The 22853-nt window shown below is 57.5% G+C and carries 23 protein-coding genes; 14 read left to right on the top strand and 9 right to left on the bottom strand.

Annotated features, from left to right (window positions below; translation table 11 throughout):
- Positions 1-38 precede the first annotated feature (38 nt).
- The 7 genes from trmB to KSF73_01955 form a co-directional block, all read right to left on the bottom strand.
- Positions 39-719, bottom strand: coding sequence for a tRNA (guanosine(46)-N7)-methyltransferase TrmB (gene trmB / locus KSF73_01985; protein ID MBV1774477.1), 681 nt, complete (start codon positions 717-719; stop codon positions 39-41).
- Positions 720-783: 64 nt separating this feature from the next.
- Positions 784-1566: a thiazole synthase gene (locus KSF73_01980; GenBank protein MBV1774476.1), complete on the bottom strand. Its 783-nt coding sequence runs from the start codon at positions 1564-1566 to the stop codon at positions 784-786.
- 41 nt (positions 1567-1607) lie between these two features.
- Positions 1608-1808, bottom strand: a complete 201-nt coding sequence (gene thiS / locus KSF73_01975) for a sulfur carrier protein ThiS (GenBank protein MBV1774475.1) — start codon at positions 1806-1808, stop codon at positions 1608-1610.
- A gap of 87 nt (positions 1809-1895) precedes the next feature.
- On the bottom strand, positions 1896-4112 hold the full coding sequence (locus KSF73_01970) for a bifunctional (p)ppGpp synthetase/guanosine-3',5'-bis(diphosphate) 3'-pyrophosphohydrolase (protein ID MBV1774474.1): 2217 nt from the start codon (positions 4110-4112) through the stop codon (positions 1896-1898).
- Between the two features lie 54 nt (positions 4113-4166).
- Positions 4167-4379, bottom strand: a complete 213-nt coding sequence (rpoZ, locus tag KSF73_01965; GenBank protein ID MBV1774473.1) for a DNA-directed RNA polymerase subunit omega — start codon at positions 4377-4379, stop codon at positions 4167-4169.
- Between the two features lie 34 nt (positions 4380-4413).
- Entirely contained in the window at positions 4414-5031 is a 618-nt protein-coding gene (gene gmk / locus KSF73_01960) for a guanylate kinase (GenBank protein ID MBV1774472.1), read from the bottom strand.
- A 69-nt stretch (positions 5032-5100) separates the two neighbouring features.
- On the bottom strand, positions 5101-5967 hold the full coding sequence (locus KSF73_01955; GenBank protein ID MBV1774471.1) for a YicC family protein: 867 nt from the start codon (positions 5965-5967) through the stop codon (positions 5101-5103).
- A gap of 220 nt (positions 5968-6187) precedes the next feature.
- On the opposite strand from KSF73_01955, the gene KSF73_01950 reads away from it, so the two are divergent.
- The 14 genes from KSF73_01950 to KSF73_01885 all read left to right on the top strand — a co-directional run bounded on the left by KSF73_01950 (position 6188) and on the right by KSF73_01885 (position 21074).
- A complete protein-coding gene (locus KSF73_01950) occupies positions 6188-7153 on the top strand; it encodes a serine/threonine protein kinase (GenBank protein MBV1774470.1) in 966 nt (321 codons plus the stop codon).
- Positions 7150-8061: a protein phosphatase 2C domain-containing protein gene (locus KSF73_01945; protein ID MBV1774469.1), complete on the top strand. Its 912-nt coding sequence runs from the start codon at positions 7150-7152 to the stop codon at positions 8059-8061. The genes KSF73_01950 and KSF73_01945 overlap by 4 nt, the downstream gene beginning before the upstream one ends.
- Positions 8062-8139: 78 nt before the next feature.
- Positions 8140-8853: a ribonuclease PH gene (gene rph, locus KSF73_01940; protein ID MBV1774468.1), complete on the top strand. Its 714-nt coding sequence runs from the start codon at positions 8140-8142 to the stop codon at positions 8851-8853.
- A gap of 281 nt (positions 8854-9134) precedes the next feature.
- Positions 9135-10121 (top strand): tRNA dihydrouridine(20/20a) synthase DusA, encoded by a 987-nt coding sequence (gene dusA / locus KSF73_01935; protein MBV1774467.1) that lies wholly within the window; start codon positions 9135-9137, stop codon positions 10119-10121.
- The gene (locus tag KSF73_01930; protein MBV1774466.1) at positions 10108-10623 is read left to right on the top strand and encodes a hypothetical protein; all 516 of its coding nucleotides are present in this window, start codon (positions 10108-10110) and stop codon (positions 10621-10623) included. Before dusA ends, KSF73_01930 begins: the two co-directional genes overlap by 14 nt.
- A 25-nt stretch (positions 10624-10648) precedes the next feature.
- Positions 10649-11242 carry an RdgB/HAM1 family non-canonical purine NTP pyrophosphatase gene (gene rdgB, locus KSF73_01925; protein ID MBV1774465.1) on the top strand — a complete coding sequence of 198 codons (594 nt, stop codon included), beginning with the start codon at positions 10649-10651 and terminating at the stop codon, positions 11240-11242.
- The gene (locus KSF73_01920; GenBank protein ID MBV1774464.1) at positions 11239-11454 is read left to right on the top strand and encodes a hypothetical protein; all 216 of its coding nucleotides are present in this window, start codon (positions 11239-11241) and stop codon (positions 11452-11454) included. The genes rdgB and KSF73_01920 overlap by 4 nt, the downstream gene beginning before the upstream one ends.
- A 1-nt stretch (position 11455) precedes the next feature.
- Positions 11456-12640 carry a radical SAM family heme chaperone HemW gene (gene hemW, locus KSF73_01915; protein MBV1774463.1) on the top strand — a complete coding sequence of 395 codons (1185 nt, stop codon included), beginning with the start codon at positions 11456-11458 and terminating at the stop codon, positions 12638-12640.
- Between the two features lie 45 nt (positions 12641-12685).
- Complete coding sequence (locus KSF73_01910; protein MBV1774462.1) at positions 12686-13066, top strand: Rid family detoxifying hydrolase; 381 nt, start codon at positions 12686-12688, stop codon at positions 13064-13066.
- Between the two features lie 201 nt (positions 13067-13267).
- Positions 13268-14569 (top strand): DUF3391 domain-containing protein, encoded by a 1302-nt coding sequence (locus KSF73_01905; protein ID MBV1774461.1) that lies wholly within the window; start codon positions 13268-13270, stop codon positions 14567-14569.
- Positions 14566-15804 carry an EAL domain-containing protein gene (locus KSF73_01900; protein ID MBV1774460.1) on the top strand — a complete coding sequence of 413 codons (1239 nt, stop codon included), beginning with the start codon at positions 14566-14568 and terminating at the stop codon, positions 15802-15804. Before KSF73_01905 ends, KSF73_01900 begins: the two co-directional genes overlap by 4 nt.
- Before the next feature lie 128 nt (positions 15805-15932).
- On the top strand, positions 15933-17468 hold the full coding sequence (locus KSF73_01895; GenBank protein ID MBV1774459.1) for a thioredoxin family protein: 1536 nt from the start codon (positions 15933-15935) through the stop codon (positions 17466-17468).
- Positions 17469-17643: 175 nt separating this feature from the next.
- Positions 17644-18426, top strand: a complete 783-nt coding sequence (locus KSF73_01890; GenBank protein MBV1774458.1) for a 3-hydroxybutyrate dehydrogenase — start codon at positions 17644-17646, stop codon at positions 18424-18426.
- 152 nt (positions 18427-18578) lie between these two features.
- Positions 18579-21074 carry a DUF3141 domain-containing protein gene (locus KSF73_01885; protein ID MBV1774457.1) on the top strand — a complete coding sequence of 832 codons (2496 nt, stop codon included), beginning with the start codon at positions 18579-18581 and terminating at the stop codon, positions 21072-21074.
- Positions 21075-21131: 57 nt separating this feature from the next.
- Here KSF73_01885 and KSF73_01880 read toward each other — a convergent pair whose 3' ends face one another.
- Both KSF73_01880 and proB read right to left on the bottom strand, forming a co-directional pair.
- Positions 21132-21323: a hypothetical protein gene (locus tag KSF73_01880; protein MBV1774456.1), complete on the bottom strand. Its 192-nt coding sequence runs from the start codon at positions 21321-21323 to the stop codon at positions 21132-21134.
- Between the two features lie 79 nt (positions 21324-21402).
- Positions 21403-22521: a glutamate 5-kinase gene (gene proB, locus KSF73_01875; protein MBV1774455.1), complete on the bottom strand. Its 1119-nt coding sequence runs from the start codon at positions 22519-22521 to the stop codon at positions 21403-21405.
- Between the last annotated feature and the right edge of the window lie 332 nt (positions 22522-22853).

Here is a 22853-nt window from a genome sequence, read left to right as displayed (position 1 = left end):
ACCTTATGGTCCCTTGATTACATCCAGATGGATCGAGTCTACTTCCGCTCAAACATCAAATCCCACACGCCATGTCCCAGGCGCATACCGCGCTGCTCGAACTTGGTGAGCGGACGCCACTCGGGGCGCGGTGCATAGCCATCGAACTGGTTCTGCAGGTCTGGATTGGCACCGAGGACTTCCAGCATCTGGACGGCATAATCTTCCCAGTCGGTTGCCATGTGGATATAGGCACCCGGCTTCAGCAGCTTGACGATGGTCTCAACAAAAGCGGGTTGCACCAGACGGCGCTTGTTGTGGCGTTTTTTGTGCCATGGATCAGGGAAGTAGAGGTGGAAGCCATCCAGGCAGCCAGGTGTCAGCATGTCGCGCACCACTTCTACGGCATCGTGCCGGATCACACGCAGATTGGTGAGCTGCTGCTCGTTGATCAGCTTGAACAGATTGCCCACGCCGGGGCTGTGCACTTCGATGCCCAGAAAATCGGTATCTGGACGAGCCTTGGCGATATCGGCTGTCGCCACGCCCATCCCGAAGCCGATTTCCAGCACTTTAGGCGCTGCGCGGCCAAAAGCTGCATTCAGATCGAGTGCTGCGGGCGCGTATTCAATGCCCCACTTGGGCATGCCTTCATCAATTGCGCGCGATTGTGCATCGGAGAGATGGCCCTGACGTAGCACGAAGCTGCGGATGTGGCGGTGTTGCGGAGTGTCTTCCATGTCTTTACTCAGCGGGGCGATCGCGTTTGATCGTCCCCGATTATTTATTGCAAAAAATACCTGATCAGCCGATCAGTCCAGTGGTCGGGGAGCTGGGTACGCCACTGTAAAGCTTGCGCGGCATCCGACCGGCCAGGAATGCTTCGCGACCGGCTTCCACGCCCTTTTTCATGGCGCTTGCCATCAGAACCGGGTTCTGTGCGGCGGCAATCGCGGTATTCATCAATACGCCATCGCACCCCAGTTCCATGGCGATGGCTGCATCCGATGCAGTCCCTACACCCGCATCGACAATCACCGGCACCTTGCTCTGTTCGATAATGAGCTTCAGATTCCACGGATTGAGAATGCCCATGCCGGAGCCGATCAGGCTGGCTAGCGGCATGATCGCGCAGCAGCCAATGGCTTCCAGTTCACGGGCCACAATCGGGTCGTCGGAAGTATAGACCATCACGTCAAAGCCCTCTTTCACCAGTGTCTCGGCGGCGACCAGCGTCTCGCGGACATTGGGGAACAGGGTATGCGGATCACCCAGAACTTCCAGCTTCACGAGGCGGTGATCATCCAGCAGCTCGCGGGCCAGACGCAAGGTGCGCACTGCATCTTCCGCGCTGTAGCACCCAGCTGTATTCGGCAGGTAGGTGAACTGCGAGGGCGGCAAGTAGTCGAGCAAGCTGGGGGCGCTGGCATCCTGGCCAATATTCACGCGCCGGATGGCGACGGTGACGATTTCGGCGCCTGCTGCATTAATTGCAGCGCGGGTTTCGGTAAAATCCTTGTACTTGCCTGTGCCTACCAGAAGGCGCGAACCATATTCGCGGCCAGCAATGGTCAATCGATCTTGCATGAGATGCTCCAAAAAACCACATTCTTGCCTATGCGAGGCGTTCAACCTCCGCCAACGGCGACGACAATTTCGAGAGAGTCGCCCTCGGCGAGGGCGGTTTCGGGGTGCAGGCTGCGCGGCACGATCTCGCCATTGCGTTCAATGGCGATGCGACGACCGGTGTGGCCCAGTCGAACAATCAGTTCGGCAACCGTGCAGGGGGATTCGATGGTGCGGCTTTCACCGTTGATAGTCAGAATCACGTTGTGCTTCCCGGATCGGCTCGGGTTGGGAAAAACTGGATTTTACCACGGCGGGGGCGTTCAATCCGGCTCCGCCATGTCGATCGCTTACGATTTAGCTGAGCCGGATGCATGGCCGCTACTGGCGGCAAAGGTTTTTAGACGGTTGAGACGAACCACGGTTTCCAGTTGACGCACGGTCTGCATGACCTTGGCCAGATGCTGGCGGTTTTCGACTTGTAGCGTGAACCGAATTTCGATGTAGTGTTCATCGCTGGTCGGTTCGTCGCCCATGTGCACATTTTCGATATTGGCATCGCTGGACGAAATGGCGGCTGCAATCTGTGCAAGCACACCGCGCCGGTTTTCGGTCAGGACGCGGATCGGCACGTTGAACAGGCGGCCGCGCGGCGCATCCCACTCCACTTCCAGTAACTTGTCCGGATCAAACCTGCCAGCGCGACCCACCTGTGGGCAGTCATGGGTATGGATGACCAGACCCTGCCCCTGCTTGATGATGCCCAGAATCGGATCGCCCGGAATCGGGTTGCAGCAGTGAGCAAATTGTACGGCTACCCCTTCGGTGCCACGAATCACAATCGGGCCGGACTTGCCATCGCCTTCGGCAAGATGACCTGCCAGCGTCAGCAGACGCTGTGCCATCACTGGCGCCAGACGTTTGCCCAGGCCCAGATCGGATAGCAACTCGTCCCGCTTGGAGGGCGCATTTTCGCGTAGATAGCGATCCCATGCCTCTTCGCCCAGCTCCACCATTTTGCCCATCACGCTGACAATCGCCTGATTGAGCATGCGCTCACCCAGTTGTACCGATTCCTCGTAGCGGACGGTTTTGATGAAGTGGCGAATATGCGAGCGTGCCTTGCCCGTTACGACGAAATTCAGCCAGTTCGGATTGGGCTTGGCGGTGACTGCCGTGATGATTTCGATCCGGTCGCCGGTGCGTAGCACGCTGCGCAGTGGCACCAGATCGTGATTGACCTTGGCTGCGATGCAGCGATTGCCGATGTCCGAGTGCACCGCGTAGGCGAAATCGACCGCTGTCGAGCCTTGCGGCAGCGTCAGAATTTTGCCCTTGGGGGTAAAGACATACACTTCGCCGGGGAACAGGTCGACCTTGATATGCTCAAGGAATTCGACCGAATCGCCACTCATGGCCTGAATTTCCAGCAGTGATTGCAGCCACTGGTGAGTTTTCTGGTGCACATCGCCAAAGCTCTCGTCACCGGATTTGTACATCCAGTGCGACGCCACACCCGCTTCCGCCACTTTGTGCATATCGTGGGTGCGGATCTGGATTTCGATCGGTGTGCCGTAAGGGCCGGACAATGCAGTATGCAGTGACTGATATCCATTCGGTTTGGGAATGGCGATGTAGTCCTTGAATGCCCCCGGTACCGGCTTGTACAGGCCATGCAGCGCACCCAGCGTCAGATAGCAGGTGGGCACATCGCGCACAATCACGCGGAAGCCGTAGATATCCAGCACCTCGGAAAATGACAGGTGCTTTTCCTGCATCTTGCGGTGGATACTCGCCAGATGCTTTTCGCGGCCGCTGATGGAGGCTTCGATTTTGGCGTCAGCCAGCTTGAGGCGGATCGCTTCCAGAATCTTGCTGACCACTTCGCGACGGTTGCCGCGCGCCTTTTTCAGCGCATCGGCCAGCACGCGGTGGCGCATGGGGTGCAGGTAACGGAAGGCGAGGTCTTCCAGCTCCTGATAGGTGGAATGCAGACCGATGCGATTGGCAATCGGCGCATAGATTTCCAGCGTTTCGGCCGCGATGCGCTTTTGCTTGTCCTCGCGCATGGCATCCAGCGTCCGCATATTGTGCAGGCGGTCGGCCAGCTTGACGAGCAGGACACGGACATCGCGCGCCATCGCCATCAGCATCTTGCGGAAATTTTCCGCCTGCGCTTCTTCCTTGCTCTGAAACTCCAGTCGCTCCAGTTTCGACAAACCATCGACCAACTCGGCAATGGTTTTGCCAAAGCGCTCGGTCAGTTCCAGCTTGGAAACGGCGGTGTCTTCCATCACGTCGTGCAGGAAGGCAGCAGTCAGCGCCTGTGCATCCATATGCCAGTCAGCCAGTATATCGGCGACGGCCAGCGGATGGGTGATGTAAGGCTCACCGCTCTTGCGGATCTGGCCATGATGAGCGTGTGCACCGAAGGCGAAGGCCTGGCGCAGCAGGTCGACGTCTTCGGGTTTCAGGTAGGCTGACGCCTTGGCCAGAAATTGACCAACATCCTCACGGATCTGATCGCCGTGATCACCAAAGTCGGGGAGAGTGGGAAGCGCGTGCATCTTCAGCAGACGAAAAAGGCGGGCTGTGTGAGCCCGCCTTGTTGGCGTATCGGATTAGCTGCGTGGAATTCGGTTCAGCATTTCGCGACCGATTTTGCCGGCGGCCACTTCGTACAGTGCCTGCACGGTTGGCTTGTGATGAGCGTAGCCATCGACCAGCGGGGTGGAACCGTTTGCTAGCTGACGGGCGCGGTAAGCGGCGACCAGTGTCAGGTCAAAGCGGTTGGCGACGCGTGGCAGACATTCTTCAACGGTAATACGGGCCATGGTGAGATTCTCCAGAGGTTGATGCCGGGGCCGGTCAGGCACCCTTCAGTTCGTTGACGAGGTTGCCGAAACGGGCCAGCTGCTTGGCTGACTTGATCCGTTCTGCACGTACGATGCCGATGATGTCGCGCACCGCTTCGTCAATGTGTTCGTTGACAATGATGTAGTCCGCTTCGTGTGCGTGACCAATCTCCTCGCGGGCATTGGCGAGGCGCTGCACGATGGCATCTTCGCTATCCTTGCCACGGCCACGCAGGCGCTGCTCGAGAATGGCTTGCGATGGCGGCAGGATGAAAATTTCGATGGCGTCCTTGAAGTGCGAATGCACTTGCTGGGCGCCCTGCCAGTCGATTTCCAGCAGGATGTCGCGGCCACTCTTCAGTGCATCTTCGATCCAGCTGCGCGACGTACCGTACAGATTGCCGTGTACTTCTGCGTACTCCAGGAAATCGTTGTGGGCAACCATTTCCTGAAAGGTTTCGCGGGTCACGAAATGATATTCGCGACCATCTACTTCGCCTTCGCGCGGCGCACGAGTGGTGTAGGACACCGACAGTTGCACTTGTGGTTCAGCGGCTAGCAGAGCCAGCACCAAAGTGGTTTTGCCGGCACCCGACGGGGCGACCACGACGAAGATATTGCCTTTACTCATTGTTTTGACTCGCTGATCAGCTCTATATAGGGTACCACAAGCGGACCCCGAGAGCCGATCCGTTGATGATCATTCGATATTCTGCACCTGTTCGCGCATTTGCTCGATCAGGACTTTGAGTTCCATTGAAACCTGTGTGGATTCCAGCGATACAGACTTGGAGCCCAGTGTGTTGGCTTCGCGATGGAGTTCCTGCATGAGAAAATCCAGACGTTTGCCAACTGGCCCCTTTTGTTTGAGGATGCGGCGGACTTCGCTGGTATGAGCCGACAGACGGGATAGTTCCTCTGCCACATCAATACGTTGCGCGAAGAGGGCCACTTCCTGTTTGATGCGATCGTCATCTGCGGAACCGATCGCGTCAACCAGTCGCTCTTTAAGCTTGGCCTCGTAATTGGCGACGATTTCCGGCATTCTGGGTGCGATTTGCGCCACATGCTGTTCGATGCCAACCACACGTTCCAGCATCATGGCGGCCAATTTGGCGCCTTCGCGCTCGCGGGTGGCTGTGAAATCAGTAATGGCCAGATCAAGCAATTCCAGCGCAGTTTCCTGCATTTTTTCGGGGCTGACGGAGTCACTCACCAGTACGCCCGGCCAGCGCAGCAGCTCGCCCATGCGCAAGTCGCCTGCGTCGTGGGCGATGCCACGTGCACGACGAGACAGGTCGACAAGCTGGTGCAATAATCCTTCGTTAAGCTCCAGACCTGGTGCAGCTTCATTGCGAGCAGCGAAGCCCATGCGACATTCCAGCTTGCCCCGGCTGATACGACCGGACAGCTTTTCGCGCAGGGTGTTTTCCAGTGGGCGCAACTCTTCCGGCAAGCGCAGGCTCAGATCGAGAAAGCGGTGATTGACGGCGCGCAACTCCACGCTGAGCACACCGCCGACCAGTTCGCGGCTGGCAATGGCATAGCCTGTCATGCTGAGGATCATGTTTTCTCCGTTCAGGCCAGTGTGAAGCTGCGAACTGTCGCAGGATGGCGTCAGCACTTGACCAAAATCACGATTGTGGCGCGTCGCCTCTGTACGCTGCGCCACATTCATTGTAGCCTCAGGGTGTCTTACAGGCGTAAATCCTGTACATTTGCATGATGCAATGCATGTTAAACACCCTGCGTTGCCCGAAATATACCACAGGCGTTAGCCTTCCCAGATGGCCAATCAGTCCAATTTACCTTTACCCCGCGGCTATCAGCTGCTGAATTACACCATCGTCAAGCAATTGTCGGCCGGTGGGTTCAGTATCGTCTATCTTGCCCACGATGAGCGCGACCATCCGGTGGCGATCAAGGAATACCTGCCCAATGCACTGGCATTGCGTCAGGAGGGGTCGCAAGTTGTGGCGACGTCAGCCGACAAACTTGCCCTGTTTCGTCATGGCATGAAATGCTTCTTTGAAGAGGGCAAAACCCTCGCCACCATTACCCACCCGAACGTGGTGCGCGTGATCAATTTCTTCCGCGCTAACGAAACGGTGTACATGGTGATGGAGTATGAGCGCGGCCGGACGCTTCAGCGCGAAATCCAGCTGACCGAAGGCGGCGTCAAAGAAAACATGATTCTGTATGTGTTTATCCACATGCTGAATGGATTGCGTGAAGTCCATTTGCGCAAACTGCTGCATCTCGATATCAAGCCCGCCAATATCTACATCCGGCGCGATGGCTCGCCCGTGCTGCTGGACTTTGGTTCGGCGCGCCAGGCACTTGGCTCGCAGATTCAGCGCTTTACCCCCATGTACACGCCTGGCTTTGCCTCGCCCGAACAATATGGCGACCGCGAAAAGCTGGGGCCGTGGAGTGATATCTATTCGATCGGCGCCAGTATCTTTGCCTGTATGAGCGGGATGGCGCCTCAGGCTGCAGATCAACGCGCCAAGGATGACCGTTACGTATCGGTGCGCAAGGCATGGGCTGGACGTTATTCCGATGCCTTGTTGGATATTGTCGATTGGTGTCTGGAGATGGACACGCTGCGCCGTCCGCAAAGCGGACTGGAGCTGCAGAAAGCCCTGATGGCGGTAGCGGCCGCACCCCAACCCAAACCGACCTTGCTGGATAACCTGCGTGCAGGCCTGAGTAAGCTGAATCACTTTGGCGGCACGAGGAAAGATAAATGAAGTTCACGATTTTTCAGGAAAGCCGCCAGGGCGCCCGCCAATACAATCAGGATCGCATGTGCTATTCCTACAGCCGCGATTCCTTGCTGATGGTGGTGGCCGACGGTATGGGGGGGCACCTGCATGGTGAAGTAGCCGCGCAGATTACAGTGGAGCTGCTGGCCGAGCTGTTCCAGCGCCGCGCCAAGCCGACCATTCCCAATCCGCACACGTTTTTGCACGACGGTTTTGTAAAGTGTCACGAGGCGATTTTCAACTATGCAGGCAATCACTCTCTGCTAGAAACGCCGCGTACGACGGTAGTCGCTGCCATCATTCAAGATGGCATGATCTATTGGGGGCATGTTGGTGATTCCCGCTTGTATCTGCTGCGCAAGGGGCGCGTGCATAAGCGCACCAAGGATCATTCCAAGGTTCAGGCGCTGATTGATCAGGGTCGCATCACCGAGGAGCAGGCGCGCACTCATCCGGACCGCAACAAAATTTACAACTGCCTGGGCAGCATGTTCCCGCCAGAGGTGGAGCTGGATAAAACCCAGCTACACGATGGCGACACCGTGTTGCTGTGTACGGATGGCATGTGGGGTGGCCTGAATCAGGTGGAGCTGGAACAGATGCTGAGCACCTTCCCCGTGCTGTACGCCCTGCCGCAATTACTGGACCGTGCCGAAGCGGCAGGTGGTCAGTACTGCGACAATCTAACTGCCGTGGCGATCAACTGGCACGAAGAGCAGGAAGAAATCAGTGGTGCGCTGTCGACGCACAAGCTGAGTCAGGGCGAAGTGACGACCCAGTTGCACACACTGGCCAATGACAAGGCACTGAAAGGCAGCAAGGATATTACCGAAGCCGATATCGAAGCGGCCATTCAGGAAATTCAGGACGCCATCCGCAAGTACTCGAAGTAAAGGCAATTTTTCCCCGCCCGTTCGTCTTGGCCGGACAGGCTCGCGTATAATCCTCCCTGATCAACTAGGAGAGTGACTATGCGAGCGTCCGGCCGTTCTGCCGAGCAACTGCGTACTGTACGCATCACCCGCAATTACACCTGCCATGCAGAAGGCTCGGTGCTGATCGAAATGGGTCAGACCAAAGTGCTGTGCACGGCCAGCGTGGAAGAGTCCGTGCCGCCCTTTCTCAAGGGCAAGGGCGAAGGCTGGGTGACGGCTGAATACGGCATGCTGCCGCGTTCGACTCATTCCCGCATGAAACGCGAAGCCGCACAGGGCAAGCAAAGTGGCCGCACTCAGGAAATCCAGCGTCTCATTGGCCGCAGCCTGCGCGCGGTTGTGGATCTCAAGGCGCTCGGCGAGCGCCAGATTACCCTCGACTGCGATGTGCTGCAGGCTGATGGCGGCACGCGCTGCGCGAGCATTACCGGCGCGTTTATTGCCCTGATGGATGCCTGTAACAAGCTGGTCGCCGCTGGCAAATTGCCTGCTTCGCCTGTGCGCGATCATGTGGCGGCAATCTCGGTTGGTATTGTGAATGGCGAGCCGGTGCTGGATCTGGATTACCCGGAAGATAGCGGCTGCGATACCGACATGAACGTCGTGATGACCGGTGCGGGCGGCTTTGTGGAGCTGCAGGGTACCGCCGAAGGGACGCCGTTCAGCCGTGCAGAAATGAATACGCTGCTGGAACTGGCAGAGCGCGGCATTGCCGAGCTGATTGCGGCGCAGAAGGCTGCATTGGGCTGATATGGGGAATGTAACTCCATTTTGGCAAGCATTGGCAGTTGCACCGGAGGGCACGAATCTTTCGGTGTTGGGGCGCGATGTTTGGGGCGAAGAATGGGTGCGCACTGTGGATGCGCCTGTTTGGGTCGAGCATCCTCAGTATCCTGGGCAAAAGCACCGTGCCTTCGTTTACCAGTTCCTAGCGAACCCAGATTTGTGTTTCGCGGCAAGTGAATTGTCGCCGGGAGTGTGGGGGTTTTATGTTCCCCTTTAATCATTTTCCGAAAAACTGAAAGTAGTACATGCACCATCAAGCCTCACGCCGGGTCGCGCTTGCACCCATGCTGGACTGGACTGACCGGCATTTCCGTTATTTCCTGCGGCAGATCAGCCGGTACGCCTGGCTGTATACCGAAATGGTGACCACCGGTGCGATCATTCATGGTGATCGCAACCGTCATCTGGATTTCAATGATGATGAGCATCCGGTTGCCTTGCAGCTGGGCGGATCTGATCCGGCGGATCTGGCGCAATGTGCGAAGATCGCTGCCGAGTGGGGCTACGACGAGGTCAATCTGAACGTCGGTTGCCCGTCCGAACGCGTGCAGAGCGGCTCGTTTGGTGCTTGCCTGATGGCGGAGCCTGCGCTGGTGGCGGATTGCGTAAAGGCCATGCGCGATGCGACCACCATTCCGGTGACGGTGAAACACCGTATCGGGATCGATGCGGTCGAGGATTACAGCTTTGTGCGCGATTTTGTCGGCACGGTGGCGGATGCGGGCTGCGAGGTGTTTATTGCCCATGCGCGCAATGCCATTCTCAAGGGGCTTTCACCCAAACAGAATCGCGAAATCCCGCCACTGAAATACGATTATGTGTACCAGTTGAAGCGCGATTTCCCGCAGCTGGAAATCCTCATCAACGGCGGCATCGACAACTGGGACGCCAGTGCCGAGCATCTGCAGCATCTGGACGGTGTGATGATCGGTCGCATGGCCTATCACGATCCTTACCAGTTTGCGGCCGTGGATGCGCGTTTTTATGGCGATGATCATCCGGTGCCGACGCGCGCCGACATCGCTCGCCACATGATGGGCTATATCGAGCACGTCATGAAAAATGGCAAGACAGAGGTCAAGCATGTGGTGCGCCATATGCTGGGGCTCTATCACGGCGTGTATGGCGGCCGCACCTGGCGGCGTATGCTGTCCGATGCATCCTTGCTCAAGGGCGCAACGCCGGAACTGATCGAAACCGCATTGGCACAGGTGGAACATGAGCAGCGCTAACTTCAAGCATGATTACAAGCAGGCGGTGATCTGGGCGCCTGCGACGCTGGTGCCGATTGGTCTGGCCATCGCCGGCTGGGTGGCGCAGGGCTGGGGTTCGACGCTGCAGATTGGCTTTGGCGTGATCGCGCTGGTGCTGTTTTTTATGGCAGAGCGCTGGCTGACGTATCAGATTCGCGTGGATGCGATCTCGCTGCGCTGGCGCTGGGGCATCTTCCGGCCGGGTGTGCGCGGTGAGTTAATGATGAACGAAATCCATACCGTCGAAGTCGTCACCTTGCCGGACCAGCCACGTCAGCCGGTGCGCGTGGTGGAGGGTATTGAAATACATGGCGGCAACTTTACCCCTTCGCTGAATCGCGGCATTCGGGTGAAGGCTGTGGATGGCAAAGTATTTTGCTTTGGGCTTAACGATCCGGAAAAATGTGCCGAAGCGATTCGCCATTTCAAGCGACTGGCGGATGAAGCGCACGCCAACCGTGATCAGGCCGAACACGACTAAGTCGTTGTCGAAAAGGATAAAGAGCATGAAACGCATTGTGCTGGCCAGCAATAACGCGGGCAAATTGAAAGAATTCCAGCGCCTGTTTGCCACGCTGGACATCGAACTGATTCCACAGGGGCAGCTGGGCGTGAGCGAGGCTGAAGAGCCGCATGCCACCTTTGTCGAGAATGCGCTGGTCAAAGCGCGCCATGCATCACGCGTGACCGGCCTGCCTGCGCTGGCGGATGATTCCGGCATTTGTGTGGAAGCGCTGGGCGGCGCGCCGGGCGTGTATTCTGCACGATATGCCGGTGAGCCGAAATCGGATGCCCGCAATAACGAAAAGCTGCTGGCCGACATGGCCGGACAGGCTGATCGCCGCGCCTTCTACTATGCCGCACTGGTGCTGGTGCGCCATGCTGACGATCCGCGCCCGCTCATTGCCGAAGGCCGATTTGATGGCGTGCTGCTGGATAGCCCGAAGGGCGAGGGCGGCTTTGGTTATGATCCGCTGGTCTATGTGCCTGCCTTTGGCAAGACCGTGGCCGAGCTGACGCCGGAAGAAAAGAATCCGGTGAGTCATCGCGGCAAGGCGCTGAATGCGTTGCTGGATAAATTGCGTGAGGCCGGTGCATGAGTCAGGAATGGCCGAAGTGGCTCAAGGATGATGGCTCGGTGGTGAGCTGCACCGAGAAGGTCAAAGTCATGCAGGAGAACTTCGACGAGCTGCGCCAGATGGCGCAGGATGCGTTCGAAGATGGCCTGTTGATGGAGGTCTCGGAAGCGCAATTGCGTCAGGCACTGGTCGAGATGATGGCCGGCCTCGTCAATCCGTATCGCAAGGGCTGATATGAGCATCACCCTGCAACGGCCCAATCAGTGGCAAGGCCTGACCGCGCTGCCTCCGCTGTCGCTGTATATCCATTTCCCCTGGTGTGTGCGCAAATGCCCCTATTGCGATTTTAACTCGCACGAGTCCAAAAATGGCTTTGACGAGGCAGGCTATATTCAGGCACTGATTGCTGATCTGGAGCATAGTCTCCCATTGATCTGGGGACGGCCCATCCATACGATTTTCATGGGCGGCGGGACGCCTAGCCTGTTTTCTGCCGAGGCCATGGATACGCTGATCGCTGCGATCCGTGCCCGCGTGAAGCTGTTGCCCGATGCCGAAATTACGCTGGAGGCCAATCCGGGTACGGTCGAGGCTGATCGATTCCGGGGCTATCGTGCAGCAGGCATCAATCGGGTGTCGCTGGGAATTCAGAGCTTCAATGCCGGCCATCTGCAGGCCATTGGCCGGATTCATGATGCCGATGAAGCCAAGCGGGCAGCCGCGCTGGCGGCAGAAATATTCGATACCTTTAATCTGGATCTGATGTTTGCGCTGCCGAATCAGACGATTGAAGAGGCGCTGGCTGATGTGGAAACGGCACTCGGTTTCGGACCCGCGCATCTGAGCTGTTATCACCTGACGCTGGAACCAAATACATTGTTCCATCGTTATCCGCCGCCGATTCCTGACGAAGATATCGCCGCCGAGATGCACGACCAGATCGAAGCGCGTTTGCAGCAGGCAGGATTCGATCACTATGAAACGTCAGCCTATGCGCGCCGTGGCCATCGTGCGCGGCACAATCTGAATTACTGGGCGTTTGGCGACTATCTGGGCATTGGTGCGGGTGCGCACGGCAAGCTGAGTTTTCCCGATCGCATCATCCGCCAGATGCGGCACAAACAGCCCACGGCCTATCTATCGGCCATTGCACAGGGCAATGCGGTGCGGACTGAAGAATTGGTGACGCCTGATCAACTGCCCTTTGAGTTCATGCTCAACGCCATGCGTCTCACCGAAGGCGTGCCGGTCGAATTTTTTACCGAACGTACCGGTCTGCCGCTGGCTGCGATGAGCCGTCCGCTGAACGAGGCGAATCGACTGGGACTGCTGGATGCAGATCCATCGAAGCTCGCGCCGAGCGGGCTGGGCCGCCGTTACCAGAATCGACTGTTCGAATTGTTTTTACCCGAAGAGTGAGTCGCCCGAGCGACCGTTTAACCAACTTACCCAAGGAGTTCCCCCATGTCCCGCGAAATCATCCACAGCGACAACGCCCCTAAAGCCATCGGCGCATACTCTCAAGCTGTGAAGGTGGGCAATACTGTTTACCTGTCCGGCCAGCTGGGCATTGTGCCAACTACCGGCGATCTGGCTGAAGGTTTTGAAGCGCAAGCACATCAGATGTTCCAGAACTTGCGTGCAGTGGCGCAAGCAGCGGGTGGCGATCTGAAAGACATCGTCAAGCTGGGCGTATTCGTGATTGATCTGGGCAATTTTGCCAAGCTGAACGAGATCATGGGCCAGTACTTCGAGGCACCGTATCCTGCGCGCGCAGCGATTCAGGCTGCTGCTTTGCCGAAGGGTGGTCTGGTCGAAGCGGATGCAGTGATGGTGCTGAGCTGATCCAAATCAGGTAAATGTGTTGTTAATACACGAAGACGGGCCATTTGGCCCGTTTTGCATATTAGTGACTTCTAATGCGTGTGGCATAATGCAGCCAATCATCTGCGAATGACAGATGTGCAGGGGGGCTGCACTACAATGGTGAAACACGCGCTGTTTTATCGTTGCGTGCAAGGTGGTTCAGAGGTGCACGGAGCACACATGGAAGTACATGTAGACGTGGCGGATTTGCAGTTGGGTATGTTTGTCTGTGAGCTGGATCGCCCCTGGCTGGATACGCCTTTCCTGATGCAGGGATTTCTGATTGACTCGGGCTTGCAGCTGGACATGCTGGTTCAGTACTGCAAGCACGTGAAGGTCGACCTTGGACGCTCGCTTGGCGGGATGTCGCGCTGGTCGGCATTGATTCCATTTGATGTGCTCGCAGCCAGCTCGACCGACGCGCCGGTCGTGATCGATGATGTGAGCAAGGCACGGATCACATCAGACATTCTCAAGGTGCGCGAGCCCTTTGCCGGTCAGTCCAGTGTCCCTGTGGTGCTATATGACGAAGGTCGGAGCGTCCCCGAAGAGTTGCCCAAGGCCAAGGAATCGTTACTGGCTGCCGATGAGCTGATGGAGTCACTGGCCGAAGCGCTGGTCAATGATAAGCCGCCTAGCTTGCAGCAAGTCGAAGAAGTTGTCGGGGATCTGGTTGACTCGGTAGTGCGTAACCCCAATGCGCTGCTTTGGCTGACGAAGCTGCGTGATCAGGATAAAACCGGATACGCCCATGCAGCGGATACCGCCATTTATATGCTGGCATTTGGCCGACATCTTGGCTACCCCAAGCATTCACTGGCCTGGCTGGGCATGGCCGGGCTGATGCTGGATATCGGTAAATTGCGCCTCCCGGCCGAATTGCGAGCGGTGACGGGGCGTCATACTGCTGAACAATATGAAACGATGAAGACGCACGTGCGTCTGAGCCTGGATATTCTCGATTCCATGGGTGGCGTACCGATGGATGTATTCGATGCGGTCGCCCGCCATCACGAGCGGTTTGATGGGAGTGGCTATCCCTATGGCCTCAAGGGGCAGGATATCGGCCTGTTCGGTTCGATGGCAGGCATTGTCGATTGCTTTACCGCACTGACCAGCAACCGGAATTACGGCGTCTCGCTGACGAGTCACGAGGCACTGCAGATTTTGCACAAGTGGGCCGAGCACTATTTCCATGCGCCCCTGGTGGAACAATTTGCGCAGTGTGTGGGGATTTTTCATGTAGGGACACTGGTGGAGCTGTCCAGCGGCGAGATCGGCATCGTCGTGGGGCAGAATCGCGCCCGTCGCCTCAAGCCACGTGTCATGCTGATTAAGGATGCTCACCGCAAAGATTACACCCGTCCTGTCATCGTCGATTTGATGACGCAGATCGGTTCCAATCCGGTCGCGGTGCGCCGCGAATTGCCGATGGGGGCCTTCGGTATTGATCCTCGCGATTATTTTCAGGCACCGTCATGATGCTTGAACAGGATAGCGGAGGGCCGCTTTCGCCTGAATTGGCTTCGACATTGGCGAGATCGCTTGCGGTGGCAAGCGAAGATGCGCTTACGGCGCTGTTGTGGCTGGATCTGGGCGGGATGGCGGGTGCGCGCGCGGCACAAGTCGTTGTACAGGTCAAACAATGGTTACGCGAACAGGATGCGTGCGAAGCCATAGATGGTCGTCATGTCGTGTTCATGCTGCCGCAGCTGCAAAGCGAAGGGCAGGCTGTACTGGCGGCACATCGGGTGCTGGATGAGTTAAATCGTTTCGAGCGGACGCCATTGCTGTTCCTGCCAAAAGTAGGCATCGCACTAGGGCCGCGCCATGCCCGTTCACCCGGAACACTGGTGGAGTCAGCCGAAGCCGCTGCGGCGCAAATCTCGGGTAGTGGTGTGGCCATGTATGATGCGCGTCACGACTACGATAAGCAATTGGTGCAAAGACTGGGTGGTCCGTTGCGCGAAGCACTGGCCGATAATGCGCTGCATCTGGCTTATCAGCCGATGGTTGATTTAAATAGTGGTTGTTGCGCGGGGGCTGAAGCACTATTGCGCTGGCAGGATGCATCACTGGGGTGGGTGCCGCCCTACGAAATTGTGATTGTGGCAGAACGCTTGCATTTGCATAACGAACTGACGCGTTTTGTGCTCAATACCGGCTTTCGAGAAATCGCCATGCTCAATGGGCGTGGTTATCGTGGCACCATCAGCCTGAATCTTGGTGCTAATGACCTGATGGACAGTGGCTTGCCTGACATCATCGCCGATGGATTGGCAATCTGGAATCTTCCGCCGGCGCAGGTTATGTTCGAGCTGACCGAATCGGCAGCCGTGAGCGATATCGACGCGACGATTGAAACACTGCAGCGTCTGCAGTCGCTGGGATGTCGTGTCGCGCTAGATGATTTTGGCACAGGGTATTCCTCCCTAACGCACTTGCTGCGCTTGCCCATCAACAAGCTCAAGATTGACCGCAGCTTCATTCAGGATTTGAAAGCCGGGACGCGTGAGAGCCATATCGTCGAATCGGTCATTGATCTGGCTCACAAGCTGGGTATGACCGTTGTTGCTGAAGGTGTGGAAGAACTGGCCACGGTGGATATCCTGCAAGCCATGCGATGCGACCAGATTCAGGGTTACTATTTTGGACGACCGGGCGATGCCGAAGCCTTGCTGCGATTTGCACTGCAGTTTGGCTCGGAGCCGATCTAGTCGCTTCGTGAAGTGTGTTTCGTTGCGTATAGATACACAATGAAACGAAATATGAAATACTGTTCTTTATGTCGGAAGAGTTTGTCGGGTAGTATGCTGGCACTCAAACAGATATATGGAATGTGCCCATGAACCTGCGCCCCGTCCTGCTTGCCCTTGCGCTTTCCTCCGCTGCATTTGCCGCCGAACAGGCCGCCACGCATGCTCTTCCGCCCGGTATCGAGTGGCGTCAGGGCAATGTGGAAGCAGCGTTTGCCGAGGCCAAAGCCAGCAATAAGCCTTTGTTCCTGTACTGGGGCGCGGTGTGGTGCCCGCCATGCAATCAGGTGAAGGCCACCATCTTCAATCGTCAGGATTTTATCGCGCGCACCCGTCAGTTTGTGCCGGTATTCTTGGACGGGGATAGCCCTGACGCACAGAAGCTGGCCTCCAAATTCAAGGTGGTTGGCTACCCGACCATGATTCTGTTCAAGCCGGATGGCACGGAAGTGACGCGTCTGCCGGGCGAAGTCGATGGCGAGCGTTACGTGCGTGCCCTGAGCGCAGCGCTGCGGACATCGCGTCCGGTGAAAGCCCTGCTGGCATCTGCTCTGAAGGGCGACAAGCTGGCCGAGCAGGACTGGCAGCTACTGGCGGATTACTCGTGGGATGGCGATGAAGCGCAACTGGTCGCTGCCGACAAACTGGCCGATACCCTGCAGGCGCTGGCCAGCAAATCGCCGGTAAAAACCAGCTATGCCGCGACACGTCTGCAACTCAAAGCGCTGGCTATCGCAGCAGGTCGAAAACAGACCATCGCTTTCGACAAAGCTGCAACGCTGGCTGGGATTGAGACGCTGCTGGCTGACGCCAAGCGCGTGAAGGGTCAATCCGATATCATCGCCAATCTGGCCGAACCGATTATCGAGCAGGTGACTGCAGAAGGCGCGCAGCGAAAACAGCTTGCCGCAAAATGGGAAAAGGCGCTGGATACGCTGACGGCTGATCCGACCTTCTCCACAGCGGATCGTCTGGATGCGCTGTCCACCAAGCTGGCGCTGGTGCGTCTGCAGTCTGGCAAGGATGATCTGCCCGCAGCCGTGGTCGCCAATGTGCGCAAGACTGTGGATGCTGCCGACAAAAAGACCACCAATGGCTACGAACGTCAGGCCGTGATCGCCAGCGCAGGTCATCTGCTGACAGATGCCGGTCTGGTGAAAGAATCCGATACGCTGTTGCTGGCCGAATTGAAGAAGTCGCATTCGCCCTACTACCACATGCAGATTCTGGCCTCGAACGCCAAGCTGCGTGGCGATAAGGTCGGTGCGCTGGACTGGTACGGCAAGGCCTACGATGCTTCGGTTGGCGAGGCCACCCGTCTGCAATGGGGCTCGAATTACGTCGGCAATATTGTAGAACTGGCACCGCAGGATGAAGCACGCGTTGAGAAGGCATCGCTGGCTGTGGTGGCTGATGCCGAAAAGGCCAAGAGCGCCTTTTACGAGCGCAGTCAGCGTTCCATGAAGAAGCTGGTCGATAAGCTGCGCGGCTGGAGCAAAGATGGCCAGCATGAGGCCGTAGTGAAACGCGTGCTGGTGAAACTGGGTGATGTGTGCACCCGTCTCCCGGCAAATGATCCCCAGCGCGCCAGCTGTGAAGGTCTGCTGAAAAAGCCGCAAGCCTGATCGATGACCGATCGATGTGCCTAGTTGCACGCCCGTGCCGCTATCTGCTTGAGATAGCGGCATTTTTGTTGCAGTGCGTCATCATTTCGCAGTCTGATTAGGTGATCATGACAGGGTGGACTATCATGCCGAGTATGGGCGGCGCCCATTTCACTTCTGACTTCTGGAGTTTGACATGTTGCGTGGCAAAACAGCGTTGATTACCGGTTCAACCAGCGGCATTGGCAAAGGCATTGCCGAAGCGCTCGCCGCGCAGGGCGCGAATATCGCGCTGAACGGATTTGGCGAGGCGGTGGACATTGCCGCGCAGGTGCAGGATCTGCAGACTCGCTTCGGTATCACAGCTAGCCATATCGCGGCTGACCTGAGCAAGGCGGACGAGATCGAGGCCATGTTTGCCACTGCGCTGTCGCGCCATGATTCGATTGATGTGCTGGTCAACAATGCCGGCATCCAGTTTGTGTCGCCGGTGGATAGTTTTCCGGTTGATAAGTGGAACGCCATCATCGCGCTGAATCTGAATGCCGTCTTCCATACCACGCGTCTGGCGCTGCCCGGCATGAAGGCAAAGGGCTGGGGGCGGGTGGTGAATATTGCCTCCGCGCATGCACTGGTAGCGTCCCCGTTCAAGTCGGCCTATGTTGCCGCCAAGCACGGTGTAGCAGGCTTCACCAAGACGGTTGCACTCGAAGTGGCGACACAGGGCATTACCGTGAACGCCATCTGCCCCGGCTATGTATGGACGCCGCTGGTCGAGAAGCAGATTCCCGATACCGCCAAGGCGCGCGGCCTGACCGAGCAGCAGGTGATTGATCAGGTGATGCTGGCGGCCCAGCCGACCAAGAAGTTTGTACAGATTGGCGAAGTGGCGTCGCTGGCGACTTTCCTCTGCAGTGAGGGCGCGGCGTCAATGACCGGCGCCATCCTGTCGATGGATGGTGGCTGGACAGCACAGTAAGTAAGAAAAGATTCAAGATTTTCCCCGCGCAAACATTGACTTGTGTCGGGCTGGTTCCGGTTTTGGGGCTATAACGAATTTAATGTGCGTGTGCACAATCAGCCGGGCATGGCCGTCAGAAGCGTGACCATGTGTCCCCTTGGAGTTGAGTCATGAGTGATCGTACGTCTGGTTTTCCATTTTCCGGCATGCCGTGGATGCCGCCTTTCCAGATGAACAAGGGGGCCGAGCTACTCACGCAGATGGCGCCTTTCTGGTCGGCGCCGATGGCGTACCAGCAATATGCTCAGGATTTCTGGGAGCGGACAGTACTGTTTCTCGATGTGCTGCGCCAGCGCGGTAATCAGTTCGAAGCCGGGGCTGAGAAGGCTGCGCTAAATGTGCTCGGCTTCGAATACGAAATCATTGTCGATGGTCGTCAGCTGCCGCGCCCGGTGAACTACGGCCTGATGCGCATCAAGCCGCGCCCGACCGATGTGATCGAGCCGCAGCGTCGACCCTTTATCGTGTTCGACCCGCGCGCCGGGCATGGTCCGGGTATTGGCGGCATGAAGCACGATAGCCAGATCGGTATGGCTCTGTCTGCGGGTCATCCATGCTATTTCGTGGGCTTCATGGTCGATCCGATGCCGGGGCAGACCGTGGAAGACGTCTGTCGTGCCGAAATTGCTTTCATCGAAAAGGTAAAAGAGCTGCACGCGGATGCTGATGGCAAGCCCTGTCTGATTGGTAACTGTCAGGCGGGCTGGCAGATCATGATGGCCAATGCCATGCAGCCGGATCTGTCCGGGCCAATCATTCTGTCGGGTGCGCCGCTGTCGTACTGGGCGGGCTATCGCGGCAAGAATCCCATGCGCTATCACGGCGGCATGCTGGGTGGTACATGGCTCACTGCACTGGCCAATGATCTCGGTGGCGGCAAGTTTGATGGCGCCATGCTGGTACAGAATTTTGAAGGCCTGAATCCGGCGAACACCTTTTTCAAGAAAAACTACGAGCTGTTCTCCAAGATCGACACGGAAGACCAGCGCTATCTCGACTTCGAGAAGTGGTGGGGCAATCCGGTATTGCTCAACGGCGAAGAAATCCAGTACATCACCGATGAGCTGTTCGTCGGCAACAAATTGTCTAGTGGCGAGTTGATCACCAGCGACGGTATTCGGGTTGATCTGCGCAATATCACTTCGCCGGTGGTGGTGTTCTGCTCGATGGGCGATAACATCACGCCGCCGCCGCAGGCACTCGGCTGGATTCTCGATGTGTATGGGTCAGACAAGGAGCTGCTGGAGACCGGCCGCACCATCATCTACACCCTGCACGATACGATCGGCCACCTCGGCATTTTTGTCTCGGCCAAGGTCGCTACCAAACATCACGATGGTTTTGCCCGCAATATTGATCTGATCGATGTGCTGTCGCCAGGCTTGTACGAGCTGGTGATTCAGGAGCGCACCGACGATACAGTCAATGCTGATCTGGTCTCCAGCAATTACGTCGCCCGCTTCGAGCGTCGCAAGCTGGCGGATTTGCGCCCGCTGGTGGAAAACCTGCCGGAAGATGATGATCGCTTCAATGCGGTGTCGCGTCTGTCGCGCGTGAACAATGCGCTCTACAAGCAATTCCTGCGTCCGTGGGTGAAGGTATTGGGTACGACGGCGACGGCTGAACTGAACCGTAAGAACAGTGCGCATCGTGTGCGATATTCGCTGTTTTCAGACCGCAATCCATGGATGCGCTCGATTGCCGAGCAGGCCAAGGTCATTCGCGAAAATCGCCATCAGGTGAACGAAGACAATCCCTTCCTGAAAATGCAGGAAGGGCTGGCCGATCAGGTAGTGGAAGGTTTAAATGCTTGGCGCGATGCGCGCGATCATGCGACTGAGCAATGGTTTATGCGTACCTTTGGCAATCCGGTGCTGCAGGCCTGGCTGGGCATGGATGCAGGCGAGGGCAATAAGCGCCGCCGCATGGGCCGTGATCTACTGCGTGAGGCTGAGTCAGCACGTGCGCGTGAATGGGTGGCGTCGCATATCGAAACCGGCGGACTAGGTGCGGCGGGTACGCGCTGTATCCTGTATGCGGGTCTGCTCGATCGCGCCTTTGATGCACGCGCTTTCGCACTGATCCGCCAGTTGCGTCACAACTATCCCTCACTCAGTGTGATGGGGGCGCGAGAGTTCAAGCAACTGCTGCATGATCAGACGGTGGTGCTGGCCTACAATCAGGAAGCCGCGCTTAAGGCCATTCCGCATATGCTGGATGAAGCAGGCGTGGATCGCGCCGAGTTCCTGTCGCATATTGAGGCGATTGTGCGCGCCGATGGCAAGCCGCACCCCGAAGATGAGCAGAAGCTGGTGCATCTGAAGGAAATAGTGCTGGGTGCACAGGGTGCAGGGCAGGTAAAAGTGGTGTCGGCCAGCAAGCCTGCGCCGGTGAAGGCTGCGGGCGCTAAACCTGTCGCAGCAAAGGCAGCGACGGCAAAGCCGGCCACAAAGAAGCCTGCTGCGCCGCGCAAGGTGGCTACGAAAGTGGAAAAGGTTGTGACTGAAACGGTGCAGCCGGTTGTCGCAGCTTCGCCAGTTGCCGCTTCAGCAGAGCTGGTTAAGCCGGCACGTGCCCCGCGTGCGAAAAAGGCACCAGCGGCCTAAGCTGCCTGTGCAGGGGCGACCGGTGGTTGCCCCTGCCGCATTCTTTTTCTGCAGCGGTCAGTTAATCGCATTCCAGCGGCTGACTGCGTCCTTCTTGTTGTCTTCCTGCGCGCCAATCTGGTTGCAGTTGCCGTTCTTGCCGAAGCGGGCACACTGTACCCAGAAACGGCGCGAACCCGCCTTGGTCAGTTCGCCGGCCGAACCGCATTTGATACATCGTTTGACCGGAGTGCCGCTTTGCTCGCTCATGGGTGTTCCTGTGTGCACGTCAGTGCTTCATTGTAGGTCGGGGCGCGCATGATACGCCAATCGCGTGCAATCGCCAGACTTAGAGCACTATCAGGTTGTCGCGGTGGATCAGCTCGGCTTCGTCAACATAACCCAGAATCGCCTCGATGCGTTGCGAGGGCACGCCAGCGATGCGGCGGGCATCCGCGGCGGCGTAATTACTCAGGCCGCGTGCGATTTCAGTGCCAGTCTGATCTACACAGCGAATCATGTCGCCGCGAGCAAATTCGCCGCTCACGCTGCGAATGCCGATGGGCAGCAGGCTGGTACCCTGTTCGCGTAGCGCTTTGACTGCACCGGCATCCAGTTCCACATGACCACATGCCTGCAGATGATCTGCCAGCCAGTTTTTCCGCGCGGTGATGCGGGTTTGTCCGGCCAGTAGTTGCGTGCCGATGGATTCGCCAGATGCCAGGCGACTTAATACCTGCGCCTCGCGACCGCTGGCAATCACAGTATGAGCACCACTACGCGCTGCGCGTTTGGCCGCGATGATCTTGGTATACATGCCGCCCGTGCCCACGCTGGAACCGGCGCCGCCAGCCATGGCCTCAAGCTCGGGTGTACCTGCGATCGCTTCGCTGACCAGTGTGGCATCCGGATGCTTGCGCGGGTCGGCGGTATAGAGGCCAGACTGGTCGGTCAGGATGATCAGGGCATCGCCATCAACGAGATTAGTGACCAGCGCACCCAGCGTATCGTTGTCACCAAAGCGGATTTCATCAGTGGCTACGGTGTCATTTTCATTGATGATGGGGATGACGCCCAGTCCCAGCAGCGTAGTGAGTGTGGTACGTGCATTGAGATAGCGGGTGCGGTCGGCCAGATCTTCGTGGGTCAGTAACACTTGTGCCGTTTTCAGACCATGCTCGCGGAAACATCGCTCGTAGGCTTCGATCAGCCCCATTTGTCCGACGGCTGCGGCAGCCTGTAGTTCGTGCACGGCACTCGGACGTTTCGCCCAGCCCAGTCTTGCCAGTCCTTCGGCAATCGCGCCGGAGCTGACCAATACAATCTGTTTGCCTGCCCGCGTCAGGCTGGCAATCTCGCTGGCCCAGCGCGCCAGCGCAGCATGATCCAGTCCTCGGCCCTCATTGGTAACAAGGCTGGAACCGACTTTGACGACAATGCGCTGGGCAGACTGGATAACGGACATGATCGATAAACTCGCGTGCAGGGTCGGCTATTATTCGATGCTGCGGTGCACGATGGCAATTGAATCTCGCAAATTGCCCGCTGAATTTCGCGATGTAGTGACATTTGTGCATGTGTCTGAGGTGGACGAGCGCCATCAAACTACGAGATATCAGTGATTGATGGTGTGGGTGATTGGATAGGATTGATTACAAATGTTTTTGCAAGGCGGTGTGATACCGGTGGGTAGCTCATGTATGCTGCGCAGCTGCAACGCGGGTGTGATTTGTGACAGTACAAGCGGTTGCGATGCGCCAAGTCCTGTTTTCGTGGGCTAGAATAAGGGAGATGCGCGGA

Source organism: Burkholderiaceae bacterium DAT-1 (assembly GCA_019084025.1).
Taxonomy (GTDB): domain Bacteria; phylum Pseudomonadota; class Gammaproteobacteria; order Burkholderiales; family Chitinimonadaceae; genus DAT-1.
This window is presented reverse-complemented; position numbering and strand designations above follow the sequence as displayed.

What these genes read in the sequence shown, in the direction of transcription:
- gmk (MBV1774472.1), bottom strand. Translation starts at nt 5,031, where the DNA reads ATGAGTAAAGGCAATATCTTCGTCGTGGTCGCCCCGTCGGGTGCCGGC.
- KSF73_01895 (MBV1774459.1), top strand. Translation starts at nt 15,933, where the DNA reads ATGAACCTGCGCCCCGTCCTGCTTGCCCTTGCGCTTTCCTCCGCTGCA.
- KSF73_01920 (MBV1774464.1), top strand. Translation starts at nt 11,239, where the DNA reads ATGAGTCAGGAATGGCCGAAGTGGCTCAAGGATGATGGCTCGGTGGTG.
- KSF73_01910 (MBV1774462.1), top strand. Translation starts at nt 12,686, where the DNA reads ATGTCCCGCGAAATCATCCACAGCGACAACGCCCCTAAAGCCATCGGC.
- KSF73_01950 (MBV1774470.1), top strand. Translation starts at nt 6,188, where the DNA reads ATGGCCAATCAGTCCAATTTACCTTTACCCCGCGGCTATCAGCTGCTG.
- rph (MBV1774468.1), top strand. Translation starts at nt 8,140, where the DNA reads ATGCGAGCGTCCGGCCGTTCTGCCGAGCAACTGCGTACTGTACGCATC.
- dusA (MBV1774467.1), top strand. Translation starts at nt 9,135, where the DNA reads ATGCACCATCAAGCCTCACGCCGGGTCGCGCTTGCACCCATGCTGGAC.
- KSF73_01905 (MBV1774461.1), top strand. Translation starts at nt 13,268, where the DNA reads ATGGAAGTACATGTAGACGTGGCGGATTTGCAGTTGGGTATGTTTGTC.
- KSF73_01945 (MBV1774469.1), top strand. Translation starts at nt 7,150, where the DNA reads ATGAAGTTCACGATTTTTCAGGAAAGCCGCCAGGGCGCCCGCCAATAC.
- trmB (MBV1774477.1), bottom strand. Translation starts at nt 719, where the DNA reads ATGGAAGACACTCCGCAACACCGCCACATCCGCAGCTTCGTGCTACGT.
- hemW (MBV1774463.1), top strand. Translation starts at nt 11,456, where the DNA reads ATGAGCATCACCCTGCAACGGCCCAATCAGTGGCAAGGCCTGACCGCG.
- rpoZ (MBV1774473.1), bottom strand. Translation starts at nt 4,379, where the DNA reads ATGGCCCGTATTACCGTTGAAGAATGTCTGCCACGCGTCGCCAACCGC.
- KSF73_01890 (MBV1774458.1), top strand. Translation starts at nt 17,644, where the DNA reads ATGTTGCGTGGCAAAACAGCGTTGATTACCGGTTCAACCAGCGGCATT.
- KSF73_01980 (MBV1774476.1), bottom strand. Translation starts at nt 1,566, where the DNA reads ATGCAAGATCGATTGACCATTGCTGGCCGCGAATATGGTTCGCGCCTT.
- KSF73_01970 (MBV1774474.1), bottom strand. Translation starts at nt 4,112, where the DNA reads ATGCACGCGCTTCCCACTCTCCCCGACTTTGGTGATCACGGCGATCAG.
- KSF73_01880 (MBV1774456.1), bottom strand. Translation starts at nt 21,323, where the DNA reads ATGAGCGAGCAAAGCGGCACTCCGGTCAAACGATGTATCAAATGCGGT.
- KSF73_01930 (MBV1774466.1), top strand. Translation starts at nt 10,108, where the DNA reads ATGAGCAGCGCTAACTTCAAGCATGATTACAAGCAGGCGGTGATCTGG.
- KSF73_01885 (MBV1774457.1), top strand. Translation starts at nt 18,579, where the DNA reads ATGAGTGATCGTACGTCTGGTTTTCCATTTTCCGGCATGCCGTGGATG.
- KSF73_01955 (MBV1774471.1), bottom strand. Translation starts at nt 5,967, where the DNA reads ATGATCCTCAGCATGACAGGCTATGCCATTGCCAGCCGCGAACTGGTC.
- rdgB (MBV1774465.1), top strand. Translation starts at nt 10,649, where the DNA reads ATGAAACGCATTGTGCTGGCCAGCAATAACGCGGGCAAATTGAAAGAA.
- KSF73_01900 (MBV1774460.1), top strand. Translation starts at nt 14,566, where the DNA reads ATGATGCTTGAACAGGATAGCGGAGGGCCGCTTTCGCCTGAATTGGCT.